The organism is Variovorax durovernensis (genome assembly GCF_977011995.1).
Genome location: NZ_CDRNCW010000001.1, coordinates 1,261,243 through 1,286,067, shown reverse-complemented (window position 1 = coordinate 1,286,067; position 24,825 = coordinate 1,261,243). Strand labels below are relative to the sequence as shown.

26 protein-coding genes are annotated in these 24,825 nt (G+C 67.7%); 15 read left to right on the top strand and 11 right to left on the bottom strand.

The window, feature by feature from the left end; all coding sequences use genetic code 11:
• Nucleotides 1-8 precede the first annotated feature (8 nt).
• From ACWV14_RS06000 to ACWV14_RS05990, 3 genes are read left to right on the top strand one after another with little or no spacing between them, the layout of a single operon-like run.
• Entirely contained in the window at nucleotides 9-1,742 is a 1,734-nt protein-coding gene (locus ACWV14_RS06000) for a tannase/feruloyl esterase family alpha/beta hydrolase (RefSeq protein ID WP_454907711.1), read from the top strand.
• Between the two features lie 14 nt (nucleotides 1,743-1,756).
• Nucleotides 1,757-3,502: an acyl-CoA dehydrogenase family protein gene (locus tag ACWV14_RS05995; protein ID WP_454907712.1), complete on the top strand. Its 1,746-nt coding sequence runs from the start codon at nucleotides 1,757-1,759 to the stop codon at nucleotides 3,500-3,502.
• Nucleotides 3,503-3,538: 36 nt separating this feature from the next.
• Nucleotides 3,539-4,030: a MarR family winged helix-turn-helix transcriptional regulator gene (locus tag ACWV14_RS05990; RefSeq protein WP_422085071.1), complete on the top strand. Its 492-nt coding sequence runs from the start codon at nucleotides 3,539-3,541 to the stop codon at nucleotides 4,028-4,030.
• 14 nt (nucleotides 4,031-4,044) lie between these two features.
• Here ACWV14_RS05990 and ACWV14_RS05985 read toward each other — a convergent pair whose 3' ends face one another.
• Entirely contained in the window at nucleotides 4,045-4,698 is a 654-nt protein-coding gene (locus ACWV14_RS05985) for a TetR/AcrR family transcriptional regulator (protein WP_422085069.1), read from the bottom strand.
• A gap of 132 nt (nucleotides 4,699-4,830) precedes the next feature.
• Here ACWV14_RS05985 and ACWV14_RS05980 point away from each other — a divergent pair, with 132 nt between their 5' ends.
• The 5 genes from ACWV14_RS05980 to ACWV14_RS05960 all read left to right on the top strand — a co-directional run bounded on the left by ACWV14_RS05980 (nucleotide 4,831) and on the right by ACWV14_RS05960 (nucleotide 8,176).
• Nucleotides 4,831-5,274: a VOC family protein gene (locus ACWV14_RS05980; protein ID WP_454907713.1), complete on the top strand. Its 444-nt coding sequence runs from the start codon at nucleotides 4,831-4,833 to the stop codon at nucleotides 5,272-5,274.
• A 41-nt stretch (nucleotides 5,275-5,315) separates the two neighbouring features.
• Complete coding sequence (locus ACWV14_RS05975) at nucleotides 5,316-5,843, top strand: SRPBCC family protein (RefSeq protein WP_454907714.1); 528 nt, start codon at nucleotides 5,316-5,318, stop codon at nucleotides 5,841-5,843.
• 14 nt (nucleotides 5,844-5,857) lie between these two features.
• Nucleotides 5,858-6,277 (top strand): VOC family protein, encoded by a 420-nt coding sequence (locus ACWV14_RS05970; protein WP_422085066.1) that lies wholly within the window; start codon nucleotides 5,858-5,860, stop codon nucleotides 6,275-6,277.
• A gap of 5 nt (nucleotides 6,278-6,282) precedes the next feature.
• On the top strand, nucleotides 6,283-7,746 hold the full coding sequence (locus tag ACWV14_RS05965) for a DHA2 family efflux MFS transporter permease subunit (RefSeq protein ID WP_454907715.1): 1,464 nt from the start codon (nucleotides 6,283-6,285) through the stop codon (nucleotides 7,744-7,746).
• Between the two features lie 70 nt (nucleotides 7,747-7,816).
• A complete protein-coding gene (locus ACWV14_RS05960; protein ID WP_454907716.1) occupies nucleotides 7,817-8,176 on the top strand; it encodes a DUF1428 domain-containing protein in 360 nt (119 codons plus the stop codon).
• A 100-nt stretch (nucleotides 8,177-8,276) separates the two neighbouring features.
• On the opposite strand, the gene ACWV14_RS05955 is transcribed toward ACWV14_RS05960, so the two are convergent.
• Nucleotides 8,277-9,035 carry a sulfite exporter TauE/SafE family protein gene (locus ACWV14_RS05955; RefSeq protein ID WP_454907717.1) on the bottom strand — a complete coding sequence of 253 codons (759 nt, stop codon included), beginning with the start codon at nucleotides 9,033-9,035 and terminating at the stop codon, nucleotides 8,277-8,279.
• Nucleotides 9,036-9,128: 93 nt separating this feature from the next.
• Entirely contained in the window at nucleotides 9,129-9,974 is an 846-nt protein-coding gene (locus ACWV14_RS05950; protein ID WP_454907718.1) for an intradiol ring-cleavage dioxygenase, read from the bottom strand.
• 167 nt (nucleotides 9,975-10,141) lie between these two features.
• Between ACWV14_RS05950 and ACWV14_RS05945 the strand changes: the two genes are divergently transcribed.
• Both ACWV14_RS05945 and ACWV14_RS05940 read left to right on the top strand, forming a co-directional pair.
• Complete coding sequence (locus ACWV14_RS05945; RefSeq protein ID WP_422085061.1) at nucleotides 10,142-11,071, top strand: LysR family transcriptional regulator; 930 nt, start codon at nucleotides 10,142-10,144, stop codon at nucleotides 11,069-11,071.
• A gap of 115 nt (nucleotides 11,072-11,186) precedes the next feature.
• The gene (locus ACWV14_RS05940; protein WP_454907719.1) at nucleotides 11,187-11,660 is read left to right on the top strand and encodes a DoxX family protein; all 474 of its coding nucleotides are present in this window, start codon (nucleotides 11,187-11,189) and stop codon (nucleotides 11,658-11,660) included.
• Nucleotides 11,661-11,672: 12 nt separating this feature from the next.
• Here ACWV14_RS05940 and ACWV14_RS05935 read toward each other — a convergent pair whose 3' ends face one another.
• Nucleotides 11,673-12,401, bottom strand: coding sequence for a Crp/Fnr family transcriptional regulator (locus tag ACWV14_RS05935; protein ID WP_454907720.1), 729 nt, complete (start codon nucleotides 12,399-12,401; stop codon nucleotides 11,673-11,675).
• Nucleotides 12,402-12,467: 66 nt separating this feature from the next.
• On the opposite strand from ACWV14_RS05935, the gene ACWV14_RS05930 reads away from it, so the two are divergent.
• Together ACWV14_RS05930 and ACWV14_RS05925 are read left to right on the top strand one after the other, a co-directional pair.
• Nucleotides 12,468-14,129: an adenylate/guanylate cyclase domain-containing protein gene (locus ACWV14_RS05930; protein WP_454907721.1), complete on the top strand. Its 1,662-nt coding sequence runs from the start codon at nucleotides 12,468-12,470 to the stop codon at nucleotides 14,127-14,129.
• A 117-nt stretch (nucleotides 14,130-14,246) separates the two neighbouring features.
• Nucleotides 14,247-14,612 carry an alpha/beta hydrolase gene (locus ACWV14_RS05925; RefSeq protein WP_422085057.1) on the top strand — a complete coding sequence of 122 codons (366 nt, stop codon included), beginning with the start codon at nucleotides 14,247-14,249 and terminating at the stop codon, nucleotides 14,610-14,612.
• Between the two features lie 27 nt (nucleotides 14,613-14,639).
• Here the strand turns inward: ACWV14_RS05925 and ACWV14_RS05920 are convergent, their stop codons facing one another.
• From ACWV14_RS05920 to ACWV14_RS05890, 7 genes are all read right to left on the bottom strand, one after another.
• On the bottom strand, nucleotides 14,640-15,704 hold the full coding sequence (locus ACWV14_RS05920; RefSeq protein ID WP_454907722.1) for a maleylacetate reductase: 1,065 nt from the start codon (nucleotides 15,702-15,704) through the stop codon (nucleotides 14,640-14,642).
• Nucleotides 15,705-15,779: 75 nt separating this feature from the next.
• On the bottom strand, nucleotides 15,780-16,817 hold the full coding sequence (gene rtcA, locus ACWV14_RS05915) for an RNA 3'-terminal phosphate cyclase (RefSeq protein WP_454907723.1): 1,038 nt from the start codon (nucleotides 16,815-16,817) through the stop codon (nucleotides 15,780-15,782).
• Nucleotides 16,810-17,661: a nucleotidyltransferase domain-containing protein gene (locus tag ACWV14_RS05910; RefSeq protein ID WP_454907724.1), complete on the bottom strand. Its 852-nt coding sequence runs from the start codon at nucleotides 17,659-17,661 to the stop codon at nucleotides 16,810-16,812. The genes rtcA and ACWV14_RS05910 overlap by 8 nt, the downstream gene beginning before the upstream one ends.
• Nucleotides 17,662-17,687: 26 nt before the next feature.
• Entirely contained in the window at nucleotides 17,688-18,641 is a 954-nt protein-coding gene (locus ACWV14_RS05905; RefSeq protein WP_454907725.1) for a ribonuclease Z, read from the bottom strand.
• Between the two features lie 2 nt (nucleotides 18,642-18,643).
• Complete coding sequence (locus tag ACWV14_RS05900) at nucleotides 18,644-19,306, bottom strand: zinc-ribbon domain-containing protein (RefSeq protein WP_454907726.1); 663 nt, start codon at nucleotides 19,304-19,306, stop codon at nucleotides 18,644-18,646.
• Nucleotides 19,307-19,404: 98 nt separating this feature from the next.
• Nucleotides 19,405-20,622 carry an RtcB family protein gene (locus ACWV14_RS05895; RefSeq protein WP_454907727.1) on the bottom strand — a complete coding sequence of 406 codons (1,218 nt, stop codon included), beginning with the start codon at nucleotides 20,620-20,622 and terminating at the stop codon, nucleotides 19,405-19,407.
• Nucleotides 20,623-20,801: 179 nt separating this feature from the next.
• Complete coding sequence (locus tag ACWV14_RS05890) at nucleotides 20,802-21,953, bottom strand: slipin family protein (RefSeq protein ID WP_454907728.1); 1,152 nt, start codon at nucleotides 21,951-21,953, stop codon at nucleotides 20,802-20,804.
• Nucleotides 21,954-22,184: 231 nt separating this feature from the next.
• Between ACWV14_RS05890 and ACWV14_RS05885 the strand changes: the two genes are divergently transcribed.
• Genes ACWV14_RS05885 through ACWV14_RS05875 form a run of 3 tightly spaced genes read left to right on the top strand, consistent with a single transcriptional unit; the run spans nucleotide 22,185 to nucleotide 24,823 of the window.
• On the top strand, nucleotides 22,185-22,601 hold the full coding sequence (locus ACWV14_RS05885; RefSeq protein ID WP_454907729.1) for a hypothetical protein: 417 nt from the start codon (nucleotides 22,185-22,187) through the stop codon (nucleotides 22,599-22,601).
• Between the two features lie 39 nt (nucleotides 22,602-22,640).
• On the top strand, nucleotides 22,641-24,260 hold the full coding sequence (rtcR, locus tag ACWV14_RS05880; RefSeq protein ID WP_454907730.1) for an RNA repair transcriptional activator RtcR: 1,620 nt from the start codon (nucleotides 22,641-22,643) through the stop codon (nucleotides 24,258-24,260).
• Nucleotides 24,227-24,823 carry a 2'-5' RNA ligase family protein gene (locus ACWV14_RS05875; protein WP_454907731.1) on the top strand — a complete coding sequence of 199 codons (597 nt, stop codon included), beginning with the start codon at nucleotides 24,227-24,229 and terminating at the stop codon, nucleotides 24,821-24,823. Before rtcR ends, ACWV14_RS05875 begins: the two co-directional genes overlap by 34 nt.
• The last annotated feature ends 2 nt before the right edge of the window (nucleotides 24,824-24,825 follow it).

Here is a 24,825-nt window from a genome sequence, read left to right as displayed (position 1 = left end):
GAGACGACATGACGAGACAGCGCCACTTCACATTCGGCCTGTGCGCAAGCGCGCTCGGAGTTGCCACGCTGCTCGCGGCTTGCGCGGGGAGCCCACCCTCCCCGCACGCGCCGCTGGCCGCCGCGCGGCCCGGCACGCTGCAGGCCTGCGCCGACCTGGCCACGCGCGCGGCGCTGCCGGGCACGGTCTACACCTCCGTCACCGACGTGCCGGCCGGCACCGTCACGGTCGGCGGCGTCGCGATGGCGGCACCCGCGCACTGCCTGGTGCAAGGCCGCATGAACGAACGCACCAGCCCGGTCGACAACCAGCGCTATGCCGTCGGTTTCGAGATGCGGCTGCCGGTGGCATGGAACGGCCGCTTCTTCTACCAGGCCAACGGCGGGCTCGACGGCGTGGTGGTGCCCGCGCTCGGCGGCATCGGCGGCGGCGGCCCGCGCAGCAGCGCGCTGCAGATGGGCTTTGCCGTCATCAGCTCCGACGCCGGCCATGCGGGTTCGATGGGCCCGCGCTTCGGGCTCGACCCGCAGGCGCGGCTCGACTACGGCTACAACGCGGTCGCGCAGCTCACGCCGATGGCGAAGAACCTGATCGCCAAGGCCTACGGCCGCGGCCCCGACCGCTCTTACTTCGGCGGCTGCTCCAACGGCGGGCGGCATGCGATGGTGGCCGCGGTGCGCTCGGCGCAGCAGTACGACGGCATCCTCGCCGGCGACCCCGGCTTCAACCTGCCGAAGGCGGCCGTGGCGCAGCTCTATGGCGCGCAGCAATACGCCGCGGTGGCCAGCGCGAAGACGCCTGCCGGCCAGCCAGACCTGCAGAGCGCCTTCACCCCGGCCGAGCTGAAGCTGGTGGCCGACAAGGTGCTGGCGCGCTGCGACGCGCTCGACGGCCTGGCCGACGGCATCGTGTCGAACGTGCAGGCCTGCAAAACGCGCTTCGACATCCAGCGGGACGTGCCCACCTGCGCCGCCGGCACGCGCGACGGCATATGCCTCAGCGCGCCGCAGAAGAATGCGCTGGCCAACGTGTTCAAGGGTGCGCGCAACGGCGCGGGCCAGCCGATCTACAGCAGCTTCCCCTTCGACGCGGGCGTGAGCGGCAGCAACTGGCGCGAATGGAAGTTCGCGAGCCCGCCGACGCGCGACGCGGGCGCCGTGGCCTTCATCTTCAGCACGCCACCTTTGGCCGCCCGGCCGCAGGGCCTGCCGTTTGCGCTGGGCTTCGACATGGACCGCGACGCGCCGCGCATTGCCGCGACGGACGGGGTGTTCCGCGAGTCGGCGCTGTCGTTCATGACGCCGCCGGACGCGGCCAACCTGGGCGCGCTGCGCGACAAGGGCGGGCGCATGATCGTCTACCACGGCACCAGCGATCCGGTGTTCTCGTCGGACGACACGGCCGCCTGGTACGAACGCGTGCAGGCCGCGAACGGCGGCGACGCCTCGTCGTTCGCGCGCTACTTCCCCGTGCCGAGCATGAACCACTGCTCGGGCGGCCCGGCCACCGACCAGTTCGACATGCTCAGTGCGCTGGTCGACTGGGTCGAACAGGGCAAGGCACCCGCGTCGATCACCGCCTCTGCGCGCGGTGCCGGCACGCCTGTGCCGAACACCGAAGTGCCGGCCAACTGGTCGCCGCAGCGCACGCGGCCACTGTGCCCCTATCCGCAAGTCGCCACCTACACCGGCGGCGATACCGAGCGCGCGAGCAGCTTTGCCTGCAAGCCGCCTTCTCCCTAGATTCCCGAGCGCCCATGGATTACCAGCCCCGCCCCGAAGATGTCCGATTCCTGCTGAACGCGGTGCTCGATGCGCCCGCGCGCCTGGCCGCGCTCGCGCCTTTCGCCGAGGTCGACGAGGCGCTGCAGTCGCAGGTGCTGGAGGAGGCGGGGCGCTTCGTCGGCGAGGTGGTCGCGCCGCTGAACCGTGACGGCGACGAGATCGGCTGCCGTTTTGCGGGCGGCGAAGTGACCAGCCCGCCGGGTTTTCGCGAGGTGTACCAGGCCTTCATCGACGGCGGCTGGCCCGCTCTTTCGGCCGCGACCGATGACGGCGGCCAGGGCCTGCCCGCCGTGCTCGATGCCGTGCTCTACGAGTGGCTGGCTGCCGCCAACCACGGCTTCACGATGGCGCCCGGCCTGCTGCATGGCGCCTATGCCTGCCTCAAGCACCACGGCAGCGACGAGCTGAAGCAGCGCTATCTCTCGAAGATCGCGACCGGCGAGTGGCTGGCCACCATGTGCCTGACCGAGGCGCATGCGGGCAGCGACCTGGGCCAGGTACGCACGCGCGCCGTGCCACAGGCTGACGGCAGCCTGCGGGTGAGCGGCGGCAAGATCTTCATTTCCGGCGGCGAGCACGACCTGACGCCGAACATCGTGCACCTGGTGCTGTGTCGTTTGCCGGACGCGCCCGCCGGCCCCAAGGGCCTGTCGCTGGCGCTCGTGCCCAAGCTGCTGCCCGACGGCACGCGCAACGCGGTGCAATGCGAACGCATCGAGGAAAAGATGGGCCTGCACGGCAGCCCGACCTGCACGATGCGCTTCGACGACGCCACCGGCTGGCTGGTCGGCGAGGCGGGGCGCGGGCTGGCCGCGATGTTCGTGATGATGAATTCGGCTCGCCTGCATGTGGCGCTGCAGGGCATCGGCCTGCTCGACGCCGCCTGGCAGAAGGCCGACGCCTATGCCGCCGAGCGCCGCCAGATGCGCGCGCCCGGCCCCGTGCCCGCGAGCCGCGGCGGCGAGAGCGCCGACCTGATCGCCGAACACCCGGCGGTGCGCCGCATCCTCGACACGCAGCGCGCCTGGATCGACGGCGCGCGCACCCTCGCCTACCGCAGCGCGCTGATGCTCGACGTGGCCACGCACGACGCCGACCCCAAGGCCCGCGAGCGCGCGCAGCGCTGGTGCTCGTTCGTCACGCCGGTGCTCAAGGCCGCGTGCACGCAACAGGCCTTCCAGGGCGCGAGCGAGTGCCTGCAAGTGTTCGGCGGCCACGGCTACGTGCGCGAATGGGGCATCGAGCAGATCGTGCGCGACTCGCGCGTGACCATGATCTACGAGGGCACCAACGAGATCCAGGCCATCGATCTGCTGGTGCGCAAGGTGCTGCCCGACGGCGGCGCCGGCATGTCGGCGGTGCTGCTCGAGCTGCGCGACACGCTCGACGCCTCGCGCGAGGCCGATGCCGACGTGCAGCGCCGGCTCGCTCAGCTGCGCTACCTGGGCACCACGGTCGCGATGGCCGCGCACGCCAACCCGGTGCTGCCTTACGAAGTGGCGGACGACTACCTGCGCGTGGCGATGCTCACGATGCTCGCCTGGGCCTGGGCGCGCATCGAGGCGGCGGCGCCGCAAGACAGCGGCAGGGCAAGGGTGGCGGCGGCCTTTCGGCGCTGGGTGCTGCCCGAGTTCGAGATGCGGCTGGGCATCGTCAAGCGGGCCTGCGAGACGGTCGCGCTGACCCACGCGGCGCAGCCGCAAGGTGTCGCGCGCTAGGCTGCCGGGCAGCTTTCACCCGGTTACGCTCGGGCCATGCCTTCCTCTTCGAAATCCGCTCCCGCGAAAAGCGAGCCGAGCATTGCGCCGCCGGGCAAGGCGGACCGGCTCGACGCGCGCATGCTCGAAACCCTCGTCGGCTACAACGCCCGGCGCGCATGGCTGATCGTCAGCGACTTCTTCGCGGAACGCATGGCGCCCTATGGGCTCAAGCAGATCGATTTCTCGGTGCTTTCGCTGCTGGCGCACAACCCAGGCGCCACGTCGCGGCAGCTGTGCAGCACGCTGGACATCCTGCCGCCCAATCTGGTGAGCCTGGTCGCCACGCTAGACAGCCGCGGCCTCATCGAGCGCCGTCCGCATCCGCACGATGGCCGCGCGGTGGGCCTGTACCTCACGCCGGCCGGCGAGGCGCTGATCCATGAAGCCGAGCAGACCGTGATGCAGCTCGAGGCCGATGCCAGCGCCAGACTCACGGCGCGCGAGCGCGAGACCCTGATCCGCCTGCTGCAGAAGATCTATCTCTGAGGGCCTGAGGGCGCCTACAGCCCTCGCTCGACCATGTCGATGAGGCGCTGGCCCAGCGCGTGGATCTCGCCTGGCGGCATGGCGCGCAGCGGCCCGTCGATGATGAGCAGCGCCAGCCCGTGCACCGACGACCACGCGAGGTATTCGGCATTGGGGCGCCGCGCCGGGTCGAGCACGCCCGCGTCCACCAGCCGGTCGATGGCCTTGCCCAGCAGCTGGAACGGGTCCATCCCGCTCGCGCCGGCCTTGTCCGGACCGAGTTGGCCGTCGCCTTCGGCGGAAACCACGAAGGCGGTGCGGAACAGCCCGGGCTCGGCCTGCGCGAACCGCAGGTAGGCGGTGCCGATGGCGCGCACCTGCGCGCGGGCGAAGTCGGCGGGCGGCTGGTCGCAAGGCAGCACGGCCAGTTCCTTTTCCATCGCACCCGCTGCCGCGGCCAGGGCCGCTTCCCGCACTGCCCACAGCAGTTCCTGACGGCTGCCGAAGTGCCGGTAGGCGGCGTTGGGCACCACCCCCGCGCGCCGCGTGGCTTCGCGCAGCACCACGGCGTCGGGGCCGCCGTCGCGCGCAAGCTCGATGCCCGCATCCAGCAGCGCCCGGCGCAAGTCCCCATGGCGGTAGGTGCTGCGGGCGGGCGGCAGGCTTTCAGGGACGTTGTTGAGCTTCATTGCACTTCCATGTGGACACCGTCCATTATCCCTGTTATTCTTTGTGGACGGTGTACACAAAGTAATCCGATTGTTTGCGGCCCGATACACCGGGGCCCCACGACTCATCCTCATCCGCCCGAAGGAATCGCCATGAAAGTCCAGTCTTACCTCTCGTTCGAAGGCCGCTGCGACGAAGCGCTCGGCTTCTACAAGAAGGCGCTCGGCGCCGAAGTGATCCAGCTCATGCGCTACGCCGACGCGCCCCCCTCGCCACCCGCCCCGTCCGACAACGCCGATGCCAGCTGCGGCGGCGCAGCGCCCTCGCCCGACAAGGTGATGCACGCGGTGGTCCGCATCGGCGAGACCGAGCTCATGGCCTCCGATGGCCGCTGCTCGGGCCAGCCGAAGTTCGAGGGCATCATGCTGGCCCTCACCGCCGGCACCGACGCCGAAGCCGTCAGGTGGTTCAACGCGCTGGCCGAAGGCGGCCAAGTGATGCAGCCGCTGATCCCGACCTTCTTCACCTCCAGCTTCGGCATGCTGGCCGACCGCTTCGGCGTGGGCTGGCTGCTGGTCGTGGCACACCCGGCCTGACCGCGCATCATCTTTTCTTTCGTCTCCAGGAAATTTTCTCCATGCTCAAGACCATCGCCCTCGCAGTCGTGGCGGCCATCGCGGCACTGCTGATCTTCGCGGCCACCCGGCCCGACACCTTCCGCGTGGAGCGCACCGCGCGCATCGACGCACCGGCCGAGAAGATCTTTCCGCTGATCGACGACTTCCACCGCTGGGGCACGTGGTCGCCCTACGAGAAGCTCGACCCCGACATGCAACGCAGCTTCGGCGGCAGCGCCAGCGGCAAGGGCGCCACCTACGCCTGGGAGAGCAAGGGCAAGGCAGGCGCGGGCCGCATGGAGATCACCGAGTCGACGCCCTCTTCGAAGATCGCGATCAACCTCGACTTCACCCGGCCCATGGAAGGCCACAACGTGGCCGAGTTCACGCTGCAGCCACAAGGCAACGCTACACAGGTCACCTGGTCCATGCACGGCCCGAGCCCCTATGTCGCCAAGCTCATGGGCATCTTCTTCAACATGGACCAGATGATCGGCAAGGACTTCGAGACGGGCCTTGCCAACCTCAAGACGGCCACCGAAAAGTAACCAAGGAAACTCTCATGTCCCCCATCAACGCTTACCTCACGTTCGACGGCAATGCAGCCGAGGCCATGCGCTTCTACGAGAAGACGCTCGGCGGCAAGATGCAGATGATGATGACCATGGGCGAGGCGCCCGGCGCCGAGCAGTTCCCGCCCGGCGCGGCCGACCGCATCATGCATGCCGCCCTCGCCTATGGCGACGGCCTGCTGATGGCCTCCGACTCCATGCCAGGCATGGCCTACGAAGGCATGAAGGGCTTCGGCGTGGCGCTCACGCTCGACACGGTGCCCGAGGCACAGCGCGTGTTCGACGCCTTCGCAGAAGGCGGCAAGGTCACGATGCCGTTCGGCCCGACTTTCTGGGTCGAGGGCTTCGGCATGGTGACCGACCGCTTCGGCACGCCCTGGCTCGTCAACGGCGGCAAGCCGCTGGTGTGACGCGCATGACGGACGCACTCGACAGCCGCAAGCGCTGGCTCGCGCTGATGGTGCTGTGCCTCGGCGTGCTGATGATCGTGCTGGACACCACCATCGTGAACGTCGCGCTGCCCTCGATCCGCACCGACCTCGGCTTCACCGAGACATCGCTGGTCTGGGTGGTGAACGCCTACATGCTGACCTTCGGCGGCTTCCTGCTGCTGGGGGGCCGGCTCGGCGACCTGTACGGCCACCGCAAGCTCTTTCTCATTGGCCTGGTGCTGTTCACGCTCGCCTCGCTGGCCTGCGGCATCTCCAACTCGCAGGTGCTGCTGGTGGCGGCCCGTGCGGTGCAGGGGCTGGGCGGCGCGGTGGTGTCGGCCGTGTCGCTATCGCTCATCATGAACCTCTTCACCGAGCCGGCGGAGCGCGCCAAGGCCATGGGCGTGTACGGCTTCGTGTGCGCGGGCGGCGGCAGCATCGGCGTGCTGCTGGGCGGCCTGCTCACGAGCACGCTGAGCTGGCACTGGATCTTCCTGGTGAACCTGCCGATCGGCGTGGCGGTGTATGCGCTGTGCGTGGCGCTGCTGCCGAGCGCGCGCGGCCATGCGCACGGCGAAAAGCTCGACGTGGCCGGCGCGGTGACTGTCACGCTGTCGCTCATGCTCGCGGTGTACGGCGTGGTCAACGGCAACGAGGCCGGCTGGGGCTCCACGCAGACCGTGGGGCTGCTCGGCGCCGCGGTGCTGCTGCTGGCGGTATTCATCGCCATCGAGGCGCGCGTGCAGCATCCGCTGATGCCGCTGGGCCTGTTCCGGCTGCGCAGCGTGTCGGTGGCCAATGTGGTGGGCGTGCTGTGGGCGGCGGCCATGTTCGCGTGGTTCTTCATCTCCGCGCTCTACATGCAGCTGGTGCTTCAGTACACGCCGATGCAGATCGGCCTGGCCTTCCTGCCGGCCAACATCATCATGGCGGTGTTCTCGCTGGGCCTGTCGGCGAAGATCGTGATGCGCTTCGGCATCCGCAAGCCGCTGGCGGTGGGGCTCTGGCTCGCGGCCATCGGGCTGGCGCTGTTCGCGCGGGCACCGGTCAACGGCAGCTTCGTGGTCGACGTGCTGCCCGGCATGATGCTGCTCGGCCTGGGCGCGGGCATGGCGTTCAACCCGGTGCTGCTGGCGGCCATGAGCGAGGTGGGCCCGTCCGATTCGGGCCTGGCTTCGGGCGTGGTCAACACCGCCTTCATGATGGGCGGCGCGCTGGGCCTGGCCGTGCTGGCCAGCGCCGCGGCAGCGCGCACCGCATCGATGGACGCCGCCGGCGCGCAGATGCCGCTGGCGCTCACCGGCGGCTACAACCTCGCGTTTCTCGTCGGCGCCGTGTTCGCGGCGGCGGCGGGCCTCATCGGGGCGTTGCTGCTTCGCTCCACCATGCCGGGGCAGACGCAGAACAGCGACGAAGAGGCGGCACCCCGGGGAACGGCGGCGTCGTGAGCCGAGAGGCGCCATGCAACCGCCGGTCTTCTTTCTTCAACGGTTCCACGCTTTGTTCAGGAGAACTTCCATGGCTCGTTATGTAGACGGTTTCATCGTCGCCGTTCCCAGTGCCAACGTAGAGGCTTACCGCAAGCTGGCGCGCAAGGCCGGCAAGGTCTGGATGGAATACGGCGCGCTCGAATACGTCGAGTGCATCGCCGACGACGTGAAGCCCGGCAAGCTGACCTCGTTTCCTCAGAGCGTGAAGCAGAAGGCCGACGAGACGGTGGCCTTCTCGTGGATCACCTACAAGTCGCGCAAGCACCGCGACACGGTGAACGCCAAGGTGATGGCCGACCCGCGCATCGCATCGATGGACCCCAAGACCATGCCCTTCGATGCCAAGCGCATGATCTTCGGCGGCTTCAAAAGCATCGTAGAGCTCTGAGTCTTCTCGGGAACACCGCGGAACCGGCTTCGCCGGGCCGCCGGTGTTGCCCCCTGCAAGGGGGTTGGCGCAGCGACACGAAGTGCGCGAAGCCTGGGGGTTAGCCAATAAACCCGTCGTAGACGAGCTTGAGCCCGGTGAGCAGCATGCCCAGATACACGAAGCGATAGAACCAAGTCGCATCGATGCGCCGTGCGATGCGTATGCCTACCCACACGCCGAACGGCGCGATCGGCATCAGCACCAGCGAAGTGGCCAGCGTGCGGAAGTCGATCAGGCCCAGCCACGCGTAGGGAATCCACTTGCTGAGGTTCACCACGAAGAAGAAATACGCCATGGTGGCCGTGAAGATCACCGGCTTGAGGCGCAGCGGAATCACGTAGGCGTTGATGGGCGGGCCGCCCGCATGCGCGATGAAGCTGGTGAAGCCCGACACGGTGGTCAGCACCGCGCCCACGCGGCGCGAAGGCAACGGGTCGTCGGGCTTGGGCGGGAACAGCAGGCGCTGCGCCAGGAACAGCAGCGTGAACACGCCGACGATGCCCGCCACCGTGTGCGCCGGCAACATGCGAAACAGCAGCGTGCCGATCACCGTGCCCAGCAGGCCGAACGGAATCAGGAACTTGAGCAGCGAACGGTCGAAGTCGCGCCGGAATGCGGCCAGGCCCAGAACGTCCATCAGCAGCAACAGCGGCATCAGGATGGCGGCTGCCTGCGGCACGGTGACGGCCAGCGCCATCATCGGCACCGCGAGCGACCCGAAGCCGGCGCCGAAACCGCTCTTGCTGATGCCGAGCAGCAGCACGGCGGGAATGGCGACCGCATAGAAATGCGGGTCGGTGATCAGGGGGAAAACCATGGACGGAAGGCAAAAGAAAACCCGCCATGCGGGCGGGCCTTCCGAGCGTAGCAGGATGCCGGAAAACGCGCCCGGCGCCGCCTGCCTTGCCTCTTACTGCCGGGCCGGCTCCTTCAGCGGATTGAGCACGAAGTCGAAGTCCAGGCGCCAGCGGCCGTTGTCCTGCTTCTTCCACGGCGCGACCAATGACTGGCGCACCGCGAACACGGCGTCGGAGTCCAGCCATTCGTCGCCGTCGCGGAACACGTGGGTGATGAGCCGTTCGTAGCCCGGTGCCTCGATCTTGAAATGCAGGTGCGCGGGCCGCCAGGGGTGGCGCTTCGTGGCACGCAGCAGATCGCCCACGGGGCCGTCGACCGGAATCGGATAGGCCACCGCCACCACGCTGCGGAAGTTCAGGCCGCCATCGGCCCCGGTGCGCAGGGTGCCGCGGTTCTCCGCATGGTCGAGTCCGGCGTGCTGCACGTCGTAGTGCCCGCCTGCGTCGGCCTGCCACACGTCGACGACCGCGCCGGGCACCGGCTCGCCGCCGAGCCCGCGCACGGTGGCGTACACGTCGCACGGCTCGCCCTCGGCGCCGTTGGCCACGTCGTCGCCGTGCTCGTACTCGGGGGCGCCGTCGAAGTAGAAGGGGCCGAACACCGTGGCCTCGGTGCAGCCGGCGGGCTTGTCGTTGTTCATTGCGATGGTGAGCATCGACAGGCCCAGCACGTCCGACAGCAGGATGAATTCCTGCCGCTTGTCGTCGCACTTCTGGCCGGTGGCCGTGAGGTACTGGATACCCTGGAACCACTCTTCCTCGGTGAGCTTCACCTCGCGCGCAAAGGCGTGCAGGTGCTGCACCAGGCTGGTCATGATCTCGCGCAGGCGCGGGTCGGGCGTGTCGGCGAAGCGCGCAAGCACGGCCTGCGTGATGTTGTCCTGGTTGAGGTTGCGCATCGCGGTGTCTCCATTTCGTCTCTTCGGTACCGCGCACTTTAGGCCGCGCGCCGCCGCCCTGAAAGCCGCCCGGAGCAAATGATTTTTCCGCCCAGCGGAACGGTCGCCGCGCGGCTGCGCCAAAATCCTCCGGACAGGCAAAAGACAAGACCCGGAGACACCGCCACATGGACCGCTGGACCGAAATCGCACTGCTCGTGCAGATCGCCGATGCCGGCAGCCTGAGCCGCGCGGCCGAGGCGCTGGGCCTTTCCAACGCCGCCGCGAGCCGGCACCTGAGCGCGCTGGAGGACCGGCTGGGCGCGCGGCTGGTGGAGCGCAACACCCGCCGGCTCTACCTGACCGACACGGGCCGCGAGTTCTGCGGCCGCGCCCGCGCCATCCTTAGCGACCTGGCGGATGCGGAATCGACGGTGAACGCCACTGCGTTCAACCCGACCGGCACGCTGCGGGTGACGGCGTCGCTCTCGTTCTCCATCCACCACATCGCGCCGCTGCTGCGCGAATACACCCAGCGCTATCCGGGCGTGACGGTGCACGTGGAAGCCGCCAACCGGTACTTCGACCTGATCGACAACAACATCGACGTGGCGATCCGTACCCGCGAGTACGAGCCCGACTCGAACGTCACGATCCGCCGGCTCGGCGAGACGCGGCGCATCCTGGTGGCGTCGCCGCGCTACTTTGCGCAGCACGGCTTTCCGAAGACGCTGGACGAACTCGCGCGGCACAAGCTGCTGATCTACACCCACGCCAACAATCCGAACGAGCTGCGCTTCAGCCGACGGGGCGAGACGCGCACGGTGTCGGTCACGGGGCTGCTCGAGTCGAACGACGGCCAGGTGCTGCGCGCCGCCGCGCTCGACGGCATGGGCATCCTGGTGCAGCCGACCTACATCGTCTACGACGACATCGTGGCCGGCCGGCTGGTGCCCACGCTGGACGACTGGGACCTGCCGCACCTGACCATCAACCTGGCATACCCGAGCCGCAAGCACCTGTCGGCCAAGGTGCGCAGCTTCATCGACTTCATGGCGGCCCACTTCGAAAAAATGGACTACGAGCGCAAGTGGACCGGCCACTTCGGCGTGCGCTGAGGCGGCTTTCCGGCAAAACATGTGCGTTTACGCACATCCCGCTTTCTGGCGGCTGCGCACACTGGAACCGCAACCGTCGCATTTCGCGGCGGCCTTCAATTTCCAAGGATCCGCCATGAACACCCAGGCCGCAGCCGCCAACACCCCGCGTGCGCCGATCGCATCGCCGCTTTCCGCCGTCTCCCCCACCACGCTGGACGACTCCGGCAAGTTGCTGATCCGCGTGACGGTCGGCTTCCTGGTGCTGCTGCACGGCATCTTCAAGCTGTCGGCGGGCGTCGGCTTCATTGCGGGCATGCTGGCCAAGGCCGGGCTGCCGGGCGGGATCGCCTATCTGGTGTACGTCGGCGAAATCGTCGCGCCGCTGCTGATGATCGCGGGCCTCTTCACCCGCGCCGCCGCCGGCGTGGTCGTGATCAACATGCTTGTGGCCTTCGGCCTCGTGCACATGGCCGACCTGTTCGCGCTGGGCAAGCAGGGCGGCTGGGCGCTGGAACTGCAGGGCCTGTACCTGTTCGGCGCGCTGACGGTGGTGCTGCTGGGCGCCGGCCGCTTCAGCATCGGCGGCCGCAACGGCCGCTTCAACTGACGGCCAGCCGGCTCAGCCGGCATCTCCCCTGACCTGCGAGACCATCGTCTCGAGGCGGGCGATGTCGGCCACCAGCAGGGCCTTGTCGTCCTTGCGCAGCACGCCGCTGCGCACCAGCACATTCAGTTCGCGGGTCACCTGCTCCCGGTTGGTGCTGATCTGGCTGGCCAGCGCCGCATGCTTGGGCGCGGGGTCCAGCCGAGCCTGGTTGGCGTCCCCGCCATGCGGGCCGGCGGCACGGGCCAGGCGCAGCAATTCGGCATGCAGCCGGTTCTGCACGCCCAGGGTGCTCAGGTCGATCACCCGTTCCGACAGCTGCCGCACCAGCGACGCCAGCCGCAGCATCACCCTCTCGGCCACCAGCGGCTCGTCGCGCAGCAGGGCCATGAAGGCGGCACGGTCCAGGCTGGCGACCACGCTGGGCGCAAGGGTGACCACGTCGGCGGAGCGCGGGCCGCCGTCGATGGCGGCGATGTCGCCGAAGTGCTCCCCGGCCTCCGAGTCGCGGAAGGTCACCTGCCGGCCGTTGGCCGAATAGGTCGTCACCCGCACCCGGCCCGAGACCAGCAGAAACACCTCGCCCTGCTGCTCGGCGCGCAGCAGCAGGGGCTTGCCGGCTTCCACGCTGTGCCACAGGCATTGCCGGGCCAGCAGGTCCAGGCGCTGGTCGGAGAGGCCTTCCAACAGTGCGATCTGGCGCAGTGCGAGGCTGGAACGGGGGACAGGGTCTGGTTTGTCCATGCCGGGGTCTGTGGTCAAGGGGGATGAGCGCGCGGATTATGCTCGGGAGCCGCTTCGAACCCGTTCATGGACAGACGTTCCCCCCAACCGCACTTTTCCCCGAGAACGCCGACACGGCGCAATCTCCGCTGGGCGAGCGGGTTGGTGCTGATGGCCTACATCACCGTTCACCTCCTGAACCATTCCCTTGGCATCTATTCGTTTGCCGCCGCCGAGACGGTGCTGCGCGGCGTGCAGAAGTTCTGGCACAGCCTGCCCGGCACCGCGCTGCTGTACGGTGCCGCCGCCACCCACCTCGTGCTGGCGGTGGTCGCCCTATGGGAGCGCCGCACCCTGCGCATGCCGCCGCTCGAGGGCCTTCGCGTGCTGCTGGGCTTTGCGCTGCCGCTGCTGCTGGCCACCCACCTCACGGCCATGCGTGGCGCCTACCAGGCCTTCGGCATCGAGGGCTCGTACGTGCGGGTGGTCTGGGGCCTGTGGGACTGGCAGGGCGCGGCCGCGCAATTGGTGATGATGCTGGCGGCCTGGACCCACGGCTGCCTCGGCCTGCATTTCGCGCTGCGAGCGCAGCCGGCGTACCGGCGCTTTTCCTACCTGCTGCTGGCCGTGGCGGTGGCGCTGCCGCTGACGGCTGCGATGGGCTTCGTGTCGATGGGTCGCGAGTTCCAGTGGACCGGCGTGCCGCCCGTCGTGCTGCCGACGCCCGAGCAGGGCAAGGCGCTCAGCACGGCCGAAGACAGCATCAAGTGGTTCTACGGACTGGCGCTGGCCCTGCTGCTGCTGGCGCGCTGGGGACGCAACGGTTTTTCGCGCTGGTCGCGACAGCCGTCGATCACGCTGCGCTACCCCGACCGCACGGTGCAGGTGCCGCGCGGCTGGAGCGTGCTGGAGGCGAGCCGTTCGCACGGCATCGACCATCTGTCGATCTGCGGCGGCCGGGCGCGCTGCTCGACCTGCCGGGTGCGCGTGGTCGGCCCGGCGGAGCACATCGGCGAACCGGGCCGCGACGAGCAGCGCACCCTGGAGCGCGTGCGCGCTCCCGCCGACGTGCGGCTGGCCTGCCAGCTGCGCCCACGCGGCGACATCGAGGTAACGCCGCTGTTCGCCCCGCTGCCCAATGAAGGCCGGCCCGCGCCGGTCGGCAGCTTCGGGCGCGAGCGCGACGTGGCGATCCTGTTCGTCGACCTGCGGCGCTGGTCGGGCCTGTCGGAGCGGCAGTGGCCTTTCGACCTGGCCTACGTGCTCGACCGCTACTTCGCCACCGTCGGCGCAGCCGTGCGCGAGAGCGGCGGCGTGCCCAACCAGTTCATCGGCGACAGCGTGATGGCCATCTTCGGGCTCGACTGCGACCTGCCCACCGCCTGCCGGCAGGCCTTGCGCGCGACCGAACTGATCGGCGAGCGCATGGACGCATGGAGCAAGGGCTTCGAGGCGCAGTTCGGCCAGCGGCTGGAGTTCGGCATGGGCCTGCATGCGGGCCGCGCCGCGGTGGGTGAAGTGGGCTACCTGGAAACCACCACCTTCACCGCCATCGGCGAAGTGGTGAACACGGCGAGCCGGCTGCAGGACCACTCGAAGACCGCGGCGTCGCGCCTTGTCGTCTCGCTGTTCGCGGCCGAGCAGGCGGGCGTGGCGGACACCCTGGGCACGCCTGAAACGCTCGCGGTGCGCGGGCGCTCCGAACCTCTTGCGGTGCTTTACGCATCCACGGGTGCCGTCTCCGCGTAGCAGATGCCGAATGCGGTGCGCAAACGCACATCGCAAACCGCACTGTGGTTTCACACTGCATCCTGTGGCAACGACGAATGTCCGCCGCCCACACAGTGATCCAAAGGGACTCTCATCATGAACACCAAGCAACGCATCGCCGCTTCCGCTCTTGCCACCGCCTTCGCCCTGCTGGGCGCCGCCGGTGCAGCACATGCGGAAACCTATGACGGCGTGCACGCCATCACATCGTCCGCCAGCCGCGCCGACGTGAAGGCCGAAGCCGTGGCCGCCACACGCGCAGGCAACACCTATTCGGACACCGCCGCCGAAGGCGCCGTGGCCTTCAACTCCACGCTCGACCGCGGCACGGTCCGCGACCAGGCCGTGGCCGCCGCGCACAACCCGCTGCAAAGCCTGGACCGCCGCGCCTTCTACCGCGACGAAGTGCCGCAGGCCTACAAGAAGCCCAGCGTGTCCTTCACCCGCCAGGCCGGCCTGTAAAGCCAGACGCGGCCCTGCCCCACCGGTTCAGGGCCGCACGCCTTCCCAGGCGTTCTGCAGCAAGGCGCGGATCGCATCGCGCTCCAGCGCGCGCGGATTGGGATACTGGTTCTTGAGCGCATGCTCGCAGGCCAGGTCGAGATCGGACTCCTTCATGCCGATGTCGCGCAACGCGACCGGCGCGCCGTTGTCGCGTGCCAGGTCGTACACGGCCTGCGCGGCGCTGCTGCTTCCCCCCAGTGCCTTCACGATGCGCGCCATGGCTTGCGGCGCCGCTTCGGCGTTGTAGGCCAGCGCATGCGGCAGCACGATGGTGTGGGTCTCGGCATGCGGCAGGTTGAAGCTGCCGCCCAGCGTGTGGCACAGCTTGTGGTGCAGCGCCATGCCGACATTGCCCAGCACCGTGCCGCAGAGCCACGCACCGTAGAGCGCATCGCTGCGCGCGCCCGGGTCTTGCGGCGTGGCGCGGATGGCGGGCAGCGCCCGGCCCAGTGCAGCGATGCCTTCCTGCGCCATCAGGTCCATCACAGGATTCGAATCGACCGCATAGAGCCCCTCGGCCGCATGCGCGATGGCGTTGATGCCGCTCGTCACGCTGATGCCCACGGGCAGGCTCAAAGACAGCTCCGGGTCGTAGATCACGGTGCGCGGCAGCACCCGGATGTCCTTGCCCGTCTTCTTCATGCCGGCTTCGGTGATGCCGTAGATCGGCGTCATTTCGGAGCCGGCATAGGTCGTCGGTATGGCGAGGATCGGCAACCCCGAATCGAGCGCGATCGCCTTGCCAAGACCGGTGGTCGAGCCGCCGCCAATGGCCACGGCGCAATCGGCGCCCAGGCGTTGCGCCACTTCCCTGGCCTCGCGTGCGGTCTCGATGGGCACATGCATCACTGCCCGGTCGAACACGCCGGCTGCGTGGCCGCCGAGCATGGCCGCCACGCGCTCGGCCTGCGGGCGCTGCTCGGGCGTGGAGAGCACCAGCGCGCGTCTTGCGCCCAGCGCATCGATCTCGCGCGCCAGATGCCGCAGCGAACCCGCGCCGAACACCACCCGCTGGGGCACGCTGTTGTAGACGAATGAGGATGTGGTCATGGCGTTCCTGTCTTTCTCCCGAGTTTCCCGCCGTCCAGCGCTGCCTTCAACCGCGGCAGCGGAAAGGAGTTTTCCTCAGGCCGGCGATACCTGCACCCTGCAGGCATCGCGGCCCTCGGCAATCGCGAAGCGCACCGGCAGGAACCGCTCGATCACCGCGCAGTTGGTGCGCGTGTGCTCCGTCACCTCGCTGCAGGTGAAGGCGCAGGCCTTCCTGCCCTGCCATGCGGCAAGCGCCTGCAGCAGCGCCAGTTGGTCAGCGAGGTGCGGTCCTACCGCCGCTTCGCTCTTCTGGAACGCACGCAGCTCCTTGGCCAGGCCATGCGCCACCTGCTCTGCACTCATCGATTTTTCGCCGAAGGCGGTGAACACCTCGGTGACGTGTTCGTAGGCCAGCGTGGCCATCAGCGCATTGCCGGGGCCTTCGTTCTGGCGCACCGCGCCCAGGCGCAGCTGCTCGCCGGACCAGCCCATCGCGCCGCCCAGCGTGTCGAGTTCGCGCGTCGGCACATGGCGCGGCAGGCCCGGTGCCAGGCACTCCGCATGGCCGGCCTGGTGCGCGCCGCGCGCCGTCAGGTCGAAGGGCTGCAGCGGGCCGGCTGCGGGCACGATGACTGCCTCCACCTCGCCGCCTCCTGCCGGATAGAAGCCGCAGCGGCGCAGCGTCAGTTGCAGGTCCGCACCCAGGCGGCGCACCAGTGGCGCGAAAGCGCGCTCGAGGAAATGGAACGGCGGCGCCATCGGGTTGTGCGTGCCGCCGCTCAAATGCACCCGACTCTGCGCGCCAGCCAGCAGCAGCGGCGGCAGCACGGTCTGCAGCACCAGCATGCAGCTGCCCGCACCCGAGATCGCAAAGCGGTACTCGCCCGCGCGCACCGCGCCAGGCTTGAAGCGCAGAGATTGCGAGCCGAGTTCGGCGCCTTCGACCTCTGCACTACTGATCGCCGCAGCAGCGTTCACGCATGCCAGGTGCTGGCGCATCAGGCCCGGCTTGGCACGGCCCGCGCGGATCTTCTCGATGGCCAGCGGCTGGCCGGTGACCACCGACAGCGCCAGGCTGGTGCGCAGGATCTGGCCGCCGCCTTCGCCTTGGGAGCCGTCGAGTTCAATCATGGGCGGCCTCCTTCTCTTTGTTCTCCAGTTCGCAAAGCAGCACCGTCTCGCAAAGAAATGCATCGAGCCCCGAACCATCGGCCGACGGCAGGGGCGTCACCGGCTCGGCTGCATTGGCCGCCAGTTCGGCTTCGATGAACGCGTGGATACCCGGCCAGCGCGGGCTGGTCGCGGCTTCGCCGGCGCGCATCTTCACCTCGAGCAGCGCGTTGATCTCGGCGATCAGCGCCTCGTCGCGTACCGGGTCGAGCGTGTGCTGCGCCAGGTCGGCAAAGCGCATGGGCGGCACGCCGGCGCGCGAGCGGATCCAGCGCGCGGCCAGCAGCGGTCGCAGCACGTAGAGGTACTTCTTGTAGCGCACCTCGTCGGCCTGCAGATGCTCGCGGAAGTTCTTCTTCGCCATCGAGCTGTAGTGATGCCAGCTGCGCGCGTTGGAGAACACGGCCTCCGACAGCGCGCGAAAGCGCGGCATCGCCACCGCGTCGTCGCGGTACACGATGGGCGAGCGCAGCCACTCGAGCAGCGTCGGGTTCGACTCGCGCATCAGGCCCAGCGCCTTGCGCAGGTCCCAGCCGTTGATGTCGAGGTCGCCGCTGATCGGCACCTCGATCACGTCGCGACGCGATGCCACCGTGAGGTACCACGGCAGGCGGTTGACGTAGATGAAGCGCACGTCGTAATCGCTGTCGGGCGAGGCGAAGCCCCAGCCGCGGCTGCCGGATTCGCAGGCGAACAGCACGGTCACGTCATGCGTCAATTCGATGTTGCGCAGGGCTTCCATGATCTGCGCGCGCATGGCGGGCTCGATCGGGTGGGCGGAGCGCAGGAATTCTTCGGTACTCATGTCTTTCTTCTTCTCTTCTTCTTTCGTCAGGTCCGGGTGACGGTCACATTGCCGGCACTGTCGAGCTCGTAAACATCCAGGTCGTTGGCCAGGAACGCATGGCCGCGGTAGTGCGCCTGCGTCTCTGCCATCAATGCGGCCATGCCCTCTTCGTTCTGATGGCGCGCGCTGAAGTGCGTGAGGATCAGGTTGGGCACTTCGGCAGCCTGCGCGAATTCGGCCAGCAGGCGCGCGGAGCTGTGCATCGGCCCGGGGCCGACCTTGTCGAGTGCCTCCTGCGTGAAGGTGGCCTCGTGCACCAGCAGTTGCGCGCCCTTGCAGGCGTCGTGCAGCAATGCGGGGTCGGCGTTATCGCCGCCCATCACCGCGGCAACCGTTTCGACCTGGGTCTCGGTGTAGTCGGCACTGCGCAGCACGCCGCCGTTGAAAGGCACGTCCTCACCTTGCTGCAGCGCACGCCATGCGGGACCGGGTGGCAGGCCGATGGCGCGCAATGCGTCCGCTTTCAGCCGCACGCGCCGCGTCTCGACTTGCATGCGATAGGCGTGGCTGGGCACACGATGCAGCAGCGCATGGCTTTCGATGCGCAGGCCCGGCACCTCGTACACCAGTGACGGTCCGCCGAGATCCACATGCTCGACTTCGTAGGGCAGATGCAGATCGGTCAACGCGCGCGTAGCCTCGAACCACTCCCACACCGGCAGCGGCGCAATCAGCTTCAGCGGCTTCGTGCGCTTGTTCATGCCCGCGCTCGCGAGCAGCCCCGGCAGGCCGTAGCAGTGGTCGCCATGCACATGCGTGATGCAGACGGCGGCCAGGTCGTTCAGGGACAGCGGGGTCTGCAGCACGCGATGCTGCGTGCCTTCACCGCAGTCGACCAGGAACCAGTCCGGGCCGAGCACCGTCTGCACGGCAAGGCCGGAGACGTTGCGGTGGCGCGTGGGGGTACCGGAGGAGGTACCCAGGAAAGTCAGTTTCATCATCATTTTTTCTTCTCGCTCTCTATGCGGGTCAACGCTTTTCTCGCGGCGTCCGCAGCCTCACGCTCCCACCAGCGATGGTTGCTCCCTCCTGGATGGCCCGCGACGAACGCTTTGAGCCTCTCGATCTGCTCGGCACCTCCCCATCGCCCCATCACTTCGATAGCAACGACGCGAAGGCTACGCCACTTGCTTTGCAAGGCAGCATCGACCGTTGCCCGCGCCGCGGCGTTAGGCGCCGCCGAAGCAAGAGCCCGCAAACGCGCGACCTCTTCACGCAACAGATTCGCCCCTTCATGCAGGCTGGCTGCCTCACGCTGCAGCCGGCGCGTCTGTCGGCACGCACGGCAGCGAACAGCGCGGCTGTAGACGCAGCCTTGTGCGACCTCGTACCACCATTTCTGCTGCTTGGCAGTCCACACCTCATTGGAACCGCAGTCGGAGCAGGTGAAAGGGCGATCAAGATAGAAGTCGGAGAGCTCCTGGCAATGAGCAAGCTGATCGCGTTCGAGCTTCGACTTGTCGACAATTTCCAATCCGGGCAATCGCCCGTCGGCAAGCAGAAGCCGTGCATCCGTCGCGCTCAGGCGTGCTTCCAAAGCAACGGCCCGTGCAAGGCGCCTATCCTTGATTTCCGCACGGCGTTGCCTGTTGCTTTTTTTCATTTCTCAAACCTTCGCAATACGTACGGTGTCACGAAGGCAGGCCAGAGCTCTTTCCTTTTACAACACCGTACTCATGAGGCCACGAGACGGCCACGTTTTCACCCTTTCACACATACCACCTGCTTGAGCGTGTAGACCACCTCCACCAGGTCCTGCTGCGCCTCCATCACCGCATCGATGTCCTTGTAAGCCATCGGGATCTCGTCGATCACGTCGGCGTCCTTGCGGCATTCCACGCCTTCGGTCGCGGCGATCTGGTCGGCCACGGTGTAGAGCTTCTTCGCCTTGGTACGGCTCATCTTTCGACCGGCGCCGTGGCTGCAGCTCATGAAGCTCTCGGGGTTGCCCTTTCCGCGCACGATGAAGCTCTTGGCGCCCATGCTGCCGGGGATGATCCCCAGCTCGCCGGCCTTTGCGCTCACCGCGCCCTTGCGGGTCACGAGCACGTCCTCACCGAAGTGCGTTTCGCGGCTCACGTAGTTGTGGTGGCAGTTCACCGCTTCCACATGCGCCTCGAAGGGCTTGATGATGACCTTGCGCACGGCCGCTACCACGCGCTGCATCATCACTTCGCGGTTCGCACGCGCGAACTTCTGGGCCCAGCCCACGGCGCGCACGTAGTCGCCGAAGTACTGGGCGCCTTCCTCGAAGTACGCCAGGTCCTGATCGGGCAGGTTGCGCTGGTGCAGTTCGGCGTCTTTCTTGGCAAGCTCGATGAAGTGCGTACCGATGGCGTTACCCACGCCGCGCGAACCCGAATGCAGCATGAACCACACGGAGCCCGCCTCGTCCAGGCATACCTCGATGAAGTGGTTGCCCGTACCCAGCGTTCCCAGGTGCTTGTGGTTGTTGGTGTTCTTCAGGCGCGGGTAGTCTTCGCAGATCGCGTCGAACTCGTCCTTCAGCGCACCCCATGCCACGTCGGTTTCGTTCGGCGGCGTCTCCCACGAGCCCTTGTCGCGGCCCATGCGCTTGGGGTTCGAGCCGTGCGGCACGGCCTTCTCGATCGCGCCGCGCAGCGGCCCCAGGTTGTCGGGCAGGTCGTTGGCATGCAGCGTGGTCTTGCACGCCATCATTCCGCAGCCGATGTCCACGCCCACCGCGGCGGGAATGATGGCCTTGAAGGTCGGGATCACCGAACCCACCGTTGCGCCGATGCCGTAGTGCACGTCGGGCATGGCCGCGATGTGCTTGAACACGATGGGCAGGCGCGCCGCGTTCTCCAGCTGCTTCTGCGCTTCGGGCTCCACGGGCACGCCGCGGGTCCACATCTTCACGGGCACGCCGTTCTCGACTTCGTGCAGGTTGTAGTTCATTTTTTCTTCTTTCCTCATCGTTTCACTCCTCTGTTCAAGTCATCGCGCGCTTGTGCAGCGCGATCGACAGTCGTTCGTAGTCCTGCAGCGAGAAGTCGTGTTCGCGAATTTCATCTTCGGCCATTTTCTTCTCCCTTGGTGCCCCTTAGGCGCCAGTCAAACCTTCTCGAACCTGCAGCTCAAAGGGCGTTCGGCCGAAGCGTCACCAGCCCGTTGAGCACCTGGTCCAGACCGCCGATCACGGAGATCTTGTCGATCCGCTCGGCCACCCGTTCCAGCGTTTCGAGTTCCTTCATCCGCAACGCGACGGGATTGCCCTCCATCACCTTGGCGGTGTTCAGCAGCGAGCGCGTGGCCGCGGTTTCCTCGCGGCGGCGGATCACGTTGGCCTGGGCCGACTTCTCGGCCTCCACCACCTGGGCGAGGATGGTCTTCATCTCGCCGGGCAGGATGATGTCCTTCACGCCCACGCTTTCCAGCGCAACGCCGGAGCCTTCCAACCGCTCGCGCACCTGCGCCAGCACCGTCTGGTCGATGGCCGCCTTGTTCTCCAGCAGCGCATCGAGCGTCTGCTCGCCCACGGCGGCGCGAAGCCCGAACTGCAGCTCGCGATACACATGGTCGGCCGGCTTCGGCATCTGTGCCATCGCCCGCCGCACGTCGGTGAAGCGCCACACCGCCGACATGTTCAACCGCAGGCCCACCTTGTCGCGGGTCAGGATTTCCTGGCCGCTCACTTCAGCGATCTGCGAACGCATGTCCACGCAGGTCACTGCCACCTGCCGGTTGAAGCGCCAGAAACCATGGTTGCCAGGTGCCAGCAGCTCCTGCATCTGGCCCTGCAGCGTCAGCACGCCGACGTGGAACTCCGGCACCTGCACCAGCAGCACACCTTCGAGGCCGGCCACCGCACGCGGGCGCAATGCCACGCTCTGCAGTTTCGACACCAGTTCGGCCGGCAGGCGCACGTCTTCGGCCACGTCGATCACATCGACACGCTGCGCGCGCAGGCCGCGCCAGTAAAGCTTGCGGGTGGCGGGCGGCAGGATCTGCACCAGCACACCGTCTTCCAGGCGCAGGCCGGCTTCGGTTTCGCCGAGGGACACATGCACGAACTCGCGCTCGACCAGCTCAGGCTCCTGCGCCAGGAAGTAGTCGACCAGCTCGTGCTCGAAAGCCGGCTCGGTCAGGGCAAAGCGCTGCAGCTGGATCTTGTCGAAACGCGAAAACACCCAGTGCTTTCCGGCGCCCAGCAGTTGCTCGAAATCGCCGTTGCGAAGCAGCAGCGCGCGTTCGTTCTTCTTGATCGTGATTCGGTTGAAGCCCAGCATTTTTTCTCCCACTCGTTATTCGGTTCGTTTCTTCGTTCAGTCTTCAGTCATTCGGTCCAGGCCCTCGAAAGGGCAGGCGGCGGGCACTGCGGCAGCCAAGGCCTGACGTGCGGCGTTCGCCCGGCTCGGCAGGTGCCCTCCCTCGTCGCTTTTGCAACGCCGTCACCTGCCTCGCCGTCGATGGCCGCACGCAGTTCCTTGCCACGCACGCGGTGCGCAAGCCGCCTGCGCTTGGCACTGTGTCGCGCGCCGCAGGGCATCTTTGCCCTGCGCCATCGCTCCGGTGTGCCGGGGCGGAGGGGCTTTCGCCCCCATCAGATGGCGGTGCAGGCACCGCCGGGTTTTTCGCGGGAATCGAACCCGCAACTCCATGTGGTTAGCACGGCGCTCAACCATGAGCGGACTGAATCAAGTTCAGTTGCCAAACAGCCAACCACGGCATACGGCAAACCCAAGGACAGGCCTGGCTTGCTGCACCGGGCCGCTTTTACGCGGCACCTGCGAGTGGATGAACTGCATCCTGACGGGATATCCATTGCAGCCGGCGTGCCAGCTTTTGACTACTTCCACGAGCAGCAGCGCAAGTCATTGACAGGAAAGGAGAAATTCCTTGCCGGGCTCCTTTGTGAGCGGCATCCGTACCTATAAAATTCCTCTTACTCTATAAATTCAGCTAGTTTTATATCCATGAAGCCAATCGTCGTCATCGGCTTTCTAGGCACCCAGCTCGATGCCGGCCAAGGCGCGGGCCGCTGGAACAAGTGGCGCCCCACCGTCTCGCTCGCCCAGCACGAAGACATGGTCGTCTCGCGCATGGAGTTGCTCTACACGCTCAGGCACAAGGCGCTGGCCGAGCTCGTGAAGGCCGACATCGCCACCGTGTCGCCTGAGACCACCGTCAACCTCGTGCCGATCGAGCTCGCGGACCCGTGGGATTTCGGCGAGGTCTACACGCGCCTGTACGACTGGGCGCGCGGCTACAGCTTCGACACCGAACGCGAGCAGTACTGGACGCACATCACCACCGGCACGCACGTCGCGCAGATCTGCATGTTCCTACTGTCGGAGTCGCGCGTGGTGCCGGGCGTGCTCGCGCAGACCTCGCCGCCCCGCAAGCAGCGCCAGGGCGAGGCTGGCAAATGCACGCTGATCGACCTCGACCTCTCGCGCTACGACGTGATCGCGCGGCGCTTCGACGCCGAGCAGCGCGACGCGGTCGCGTTCCTGAAGAGCGGCATCGCCACGCGCAACGCGCGCTTCAATGCGCTGATCGACGAGATCGAGCGCGTGGCCGTGCGCTCGCGCGCGCCGATCCTGCTGATCGGGCCGACCGGCGCGGGCAAGTCCTTCCTGGCGCGGCGCATGTTCGAGCTGAAGCAGGCGCGGCACCAGATGACCGGGCCCTTCGTGGAAGTGAACTGCGCCACGCTGCGCGGCGACGGGGCGGCGTCCACCCTGTTCGGGCACAGGAAGGGTTCTTTCACCGGAGCGGCGAGCGACCGCGCGGGCCTGCTGCGCACGGCGCACCAGGGCGCGCTCTTCCTCGACGAAATCGGCGAACTCGGGCTCGACGAGCAGGCGATGCTGCTGAAGGCAATCGAGGAGAAGCGCTTCTTCCCGGTGGGTGCCGACAAGGAAGTGGAGAGCGATTTCCAGCTCATCGCCGGCACCAACCGCGACCTGCGCAGCGACGTGGCCGAAGGACGGTTCCGAGAAGACCTGTTCGCGCGCATCAACCTCTGGACCTACGACCTTCCCGGCCTCGCGCAGCGGCCCGAGGACATCGAACCCAACGTCGACCACCTGCTGGCCATCCACGCCGCCGAGAACCACCGCGTGGTGCGCTTCAACGCCGAAGCGCGCACGGCCTACCTGCGCTTCGCGCAGAGCGGCGAGGCGGTCTGGAGCGGCAACTTCCGCGACCTGTCGGCCAGCGTGACTCGGCTGGCCACGTTGGCCGACGGCGGCCGCATTCCGGTCGCGCTGGTCGAAGCGGAAATTGCACGGCTGCGATGGCTGTGGAAGCATGCGGGCGCGATGCCCATGGCCCGCGGCGCCGACGGCGTGGATCTGGATGCATTGCTGGGTGAAGAGCGGGTGCAGGCCCTCGACCTGTTCGACCGGCTGCAACTCGAAGCGGTAGTGCGTGTGTGCCGCCAGTCGCGCAGCCTCTCCGACGCGGGGCGGCAGCTGTTCCAGGCCTCGCGCGCGCAGCGCAGCGTGGTGAACGATGCGGACCGGCTGCGCAAGTACCTGGCCAAGCTGGGCCTCGATTGGGGGCAGGTTTCCGCGGGGCCGAGGAGCTGATCGGAGTGCGCCATCGATGGGCTATCCTCCGCCCGATGGCCATCTCCGCATTCGTCGTGAAGGTTCCCGCCGCCGAGCCCATCGCCGGCGATCTGCGCCGCCGCTACGACCCGACCATGGCGCTCGGCGTGCCGGCACACATCACGCTTCTTGTTCCCTTCATGGACCCCGCGCTGATCACGGCAGACGTGCTGGACATTGCGCGGCACGTGCTCGCGCAAACGCCGTCGTTCGCGTTCTCGCTGGGCAAGGTCGGGCGGTTTCCCGAGACCACGTATCTGGCGCCCGAGCCCGCCGCCCCTTTCATCGAGATGACGCTGGCGCTCGCGAAGGCCTTTCCCGATTTCCCGCCATATGGCGGCGAACACGAAGGCGTCGTTCCGCATCTTTCAGTGGCACACGGCAACGTGCGCGATGCTGAAGATGCTGCCGTCGAACTGGGCACCCGGCTTCTTGCATCTGGCGCTGTGCATGCGCATTGCACCGAAGCCGCGCTGATGGAGAACTCGTCAGGGCGTTGGCGGGACTTGCATGTCTTTGCGTTGCCCGAGGCGGCCTCCTGAGT

Bases quoted from the DNA above. Each gene is read 5' to 3' on its own strand.
- ACWV14_RS06000 (WP_454907711.1), top strand. From the start codon at position 9: ATGACGAGACAGCGCCACTTCACATTCGGCCTGTGCGCAAGCGCGCTC.
- ACWV14_RS05995 (WP_454907712.1), top strand. From the start codon at position 1,757: ATGGATTACCAGCCCCGCCCCGAAGATGTCCGATTCCTGCTGAACGCG.
- ACWV14_RS05990 (WP_422085071.1), top strand. From the start codon at position 3,539: ATGCCTTCCTCTTCGAAATCCGCTCCCGCGAAAAGCGAGCCGAGCATT.
- ACWV14_RS05985 (WP_422085069.1), bottom strand. From the start codon at position 4,698: ATGAAGCTCAACAACGTCCCTGAAAGCCTGCCGCCCGCCCGCAGCACC.
- ACWV14_RS05980 (WP_454907713.1), top strand. From the start codon at position 4,831: ATGAAAGTCCAGTCTTACCTCTCGTTCGAAGGCCGCTGCGACGAAGCG.
- ACWV14_RS05975 (WP_454907714.1), top strand. From the start codon at position 5,316: ATGCTCAAGACCATCGCCCTCGCAGTCGTGGCGGCCATCGCGGCACTG.
- ACWV14_RS05970 (WP_422085066.1), top strand. From the start codon at position 5,858: ATGTCCCCCATCAACGCTTACCTCACGTTCGACGGCAATGCAGCCGAG.
- ACWV14_RS05965 (WP_454907715.1), top strand. From the start codon at position 6,283: ATGACGGACGCACTCGACAGCCGCAAGCGCTGGCTCGCGCTGATGGTG.
- ACWV14_RS05960 (WP_454907716.1), top strand. From the start codon at position 7,817: ATGGCTCGTTATGTAGACGGTTTCATCGTCGCCGTTCCCAGTGCCAAC.
- ACWV14_RS05955 (WP_454907717.1), bottom strand. From the start codon at position 9,035: ATGGTTTTCCCCCTGATCACCGACCCGCATTTCTATGCGGTCGCCATT.
- ACWV14_RS05950 (WP_454907718.1), bottom strand. From the start codon at position 9,974: ATGCGCAACCTCAACCAGGACAACATCACGCAGGCCGTGCTTGCGCGC.
- ACWV14_RS05945 (WP_422085061.1), top strand. From the start codon at position 10,142: ATGGACCGCTGGACCGAAATCGCACTGCTCGTGCAGATCGCCGATGCC.
- ACWV14_RS05940 (WP_454907719.1), top strand. From the start codon at position 11,187: ATGAACACCCAGGCCGCAGCCGCCAACACCCCGCGTGCGCCGATCGCA.
- ACWV14_RS05935 (WP_454907720.1), bottom strand. From the start codon at position 12,401: ATGGACAAACCAGACCCTGTCCCCCGTTCCAGCCTCGCACTGCGCCAG.
- ACWV14_RS05930 (WP_454907721.1), top strand. From the start codon at position 12,468: ATGGACAGACGTTCCCCCCAACCGCACTTTTCCCCGAGAACGCCGACA.
- ACWV14_RS05925 (WP_422085057.1), top strand. From the start codon at position 14,247: ATGAACACCAAGCAACGCATCGCCGCTTCCGCTCTTGCCACCGCCTTC.
- ACWV14_RS05920 (WP_454907722.1), bottom strand. From the start codon at position 15,704: ATGACCACATCCTCATTCGTCTACAACAGCGTGCCCCAGCGGGTGGTG.
- rtcA (WP_454907723.1), bottom strand. From the start codon at position 16,817: ATGATTGAACTCGACGGCTCCCAAGGCGAAGGCGGCGGCCAGATCCTG.
- ACWV14_RS05910 (WP_454907724.1), bottom strand. From the start codon at position 17,661: ATGAGTACCGAAGAATTCCTGCGCTCCGCCCACCCGATCGAGCCCGCC.
- ACWV14_RS05905 (WP_454907725.1), bottom strand. From the start codon at position 18,641: ATGAAACTGACTTTCCTGGGTACCTCCTCCGGTACCCCCACGCGCCAC.
- ACWV14_RS05900 (WP_454907726.1), bottom strand. From the start codon at position 19,306: ATGAAAAAAAGCAACAGGCAACGCCGTGCGGAAATCAAGGATAGGCGC.
- ACWV14_RS05895 (WP_454907727.1), bottom strand. From the start codon at position 20,622: ATGAACTACAACCTGCACGAAGTCGAGAACGGCGTGCCCGTGAAGATG.
- ACWV14_RS05890 (WP_454907728.1), bottom strand. From the start codon at position 21,953: ATGCTGGGCTTCAACCGAATCACGATCAAGAAGAACGAACGCGCGCTG.
- rtcR (WP_454907730.1), top strand. From the start codon at position 22,641: ATGAAGCCAATCGTCGTCATCGGCTTTCTAGGCACCCAGCTCGATGCC.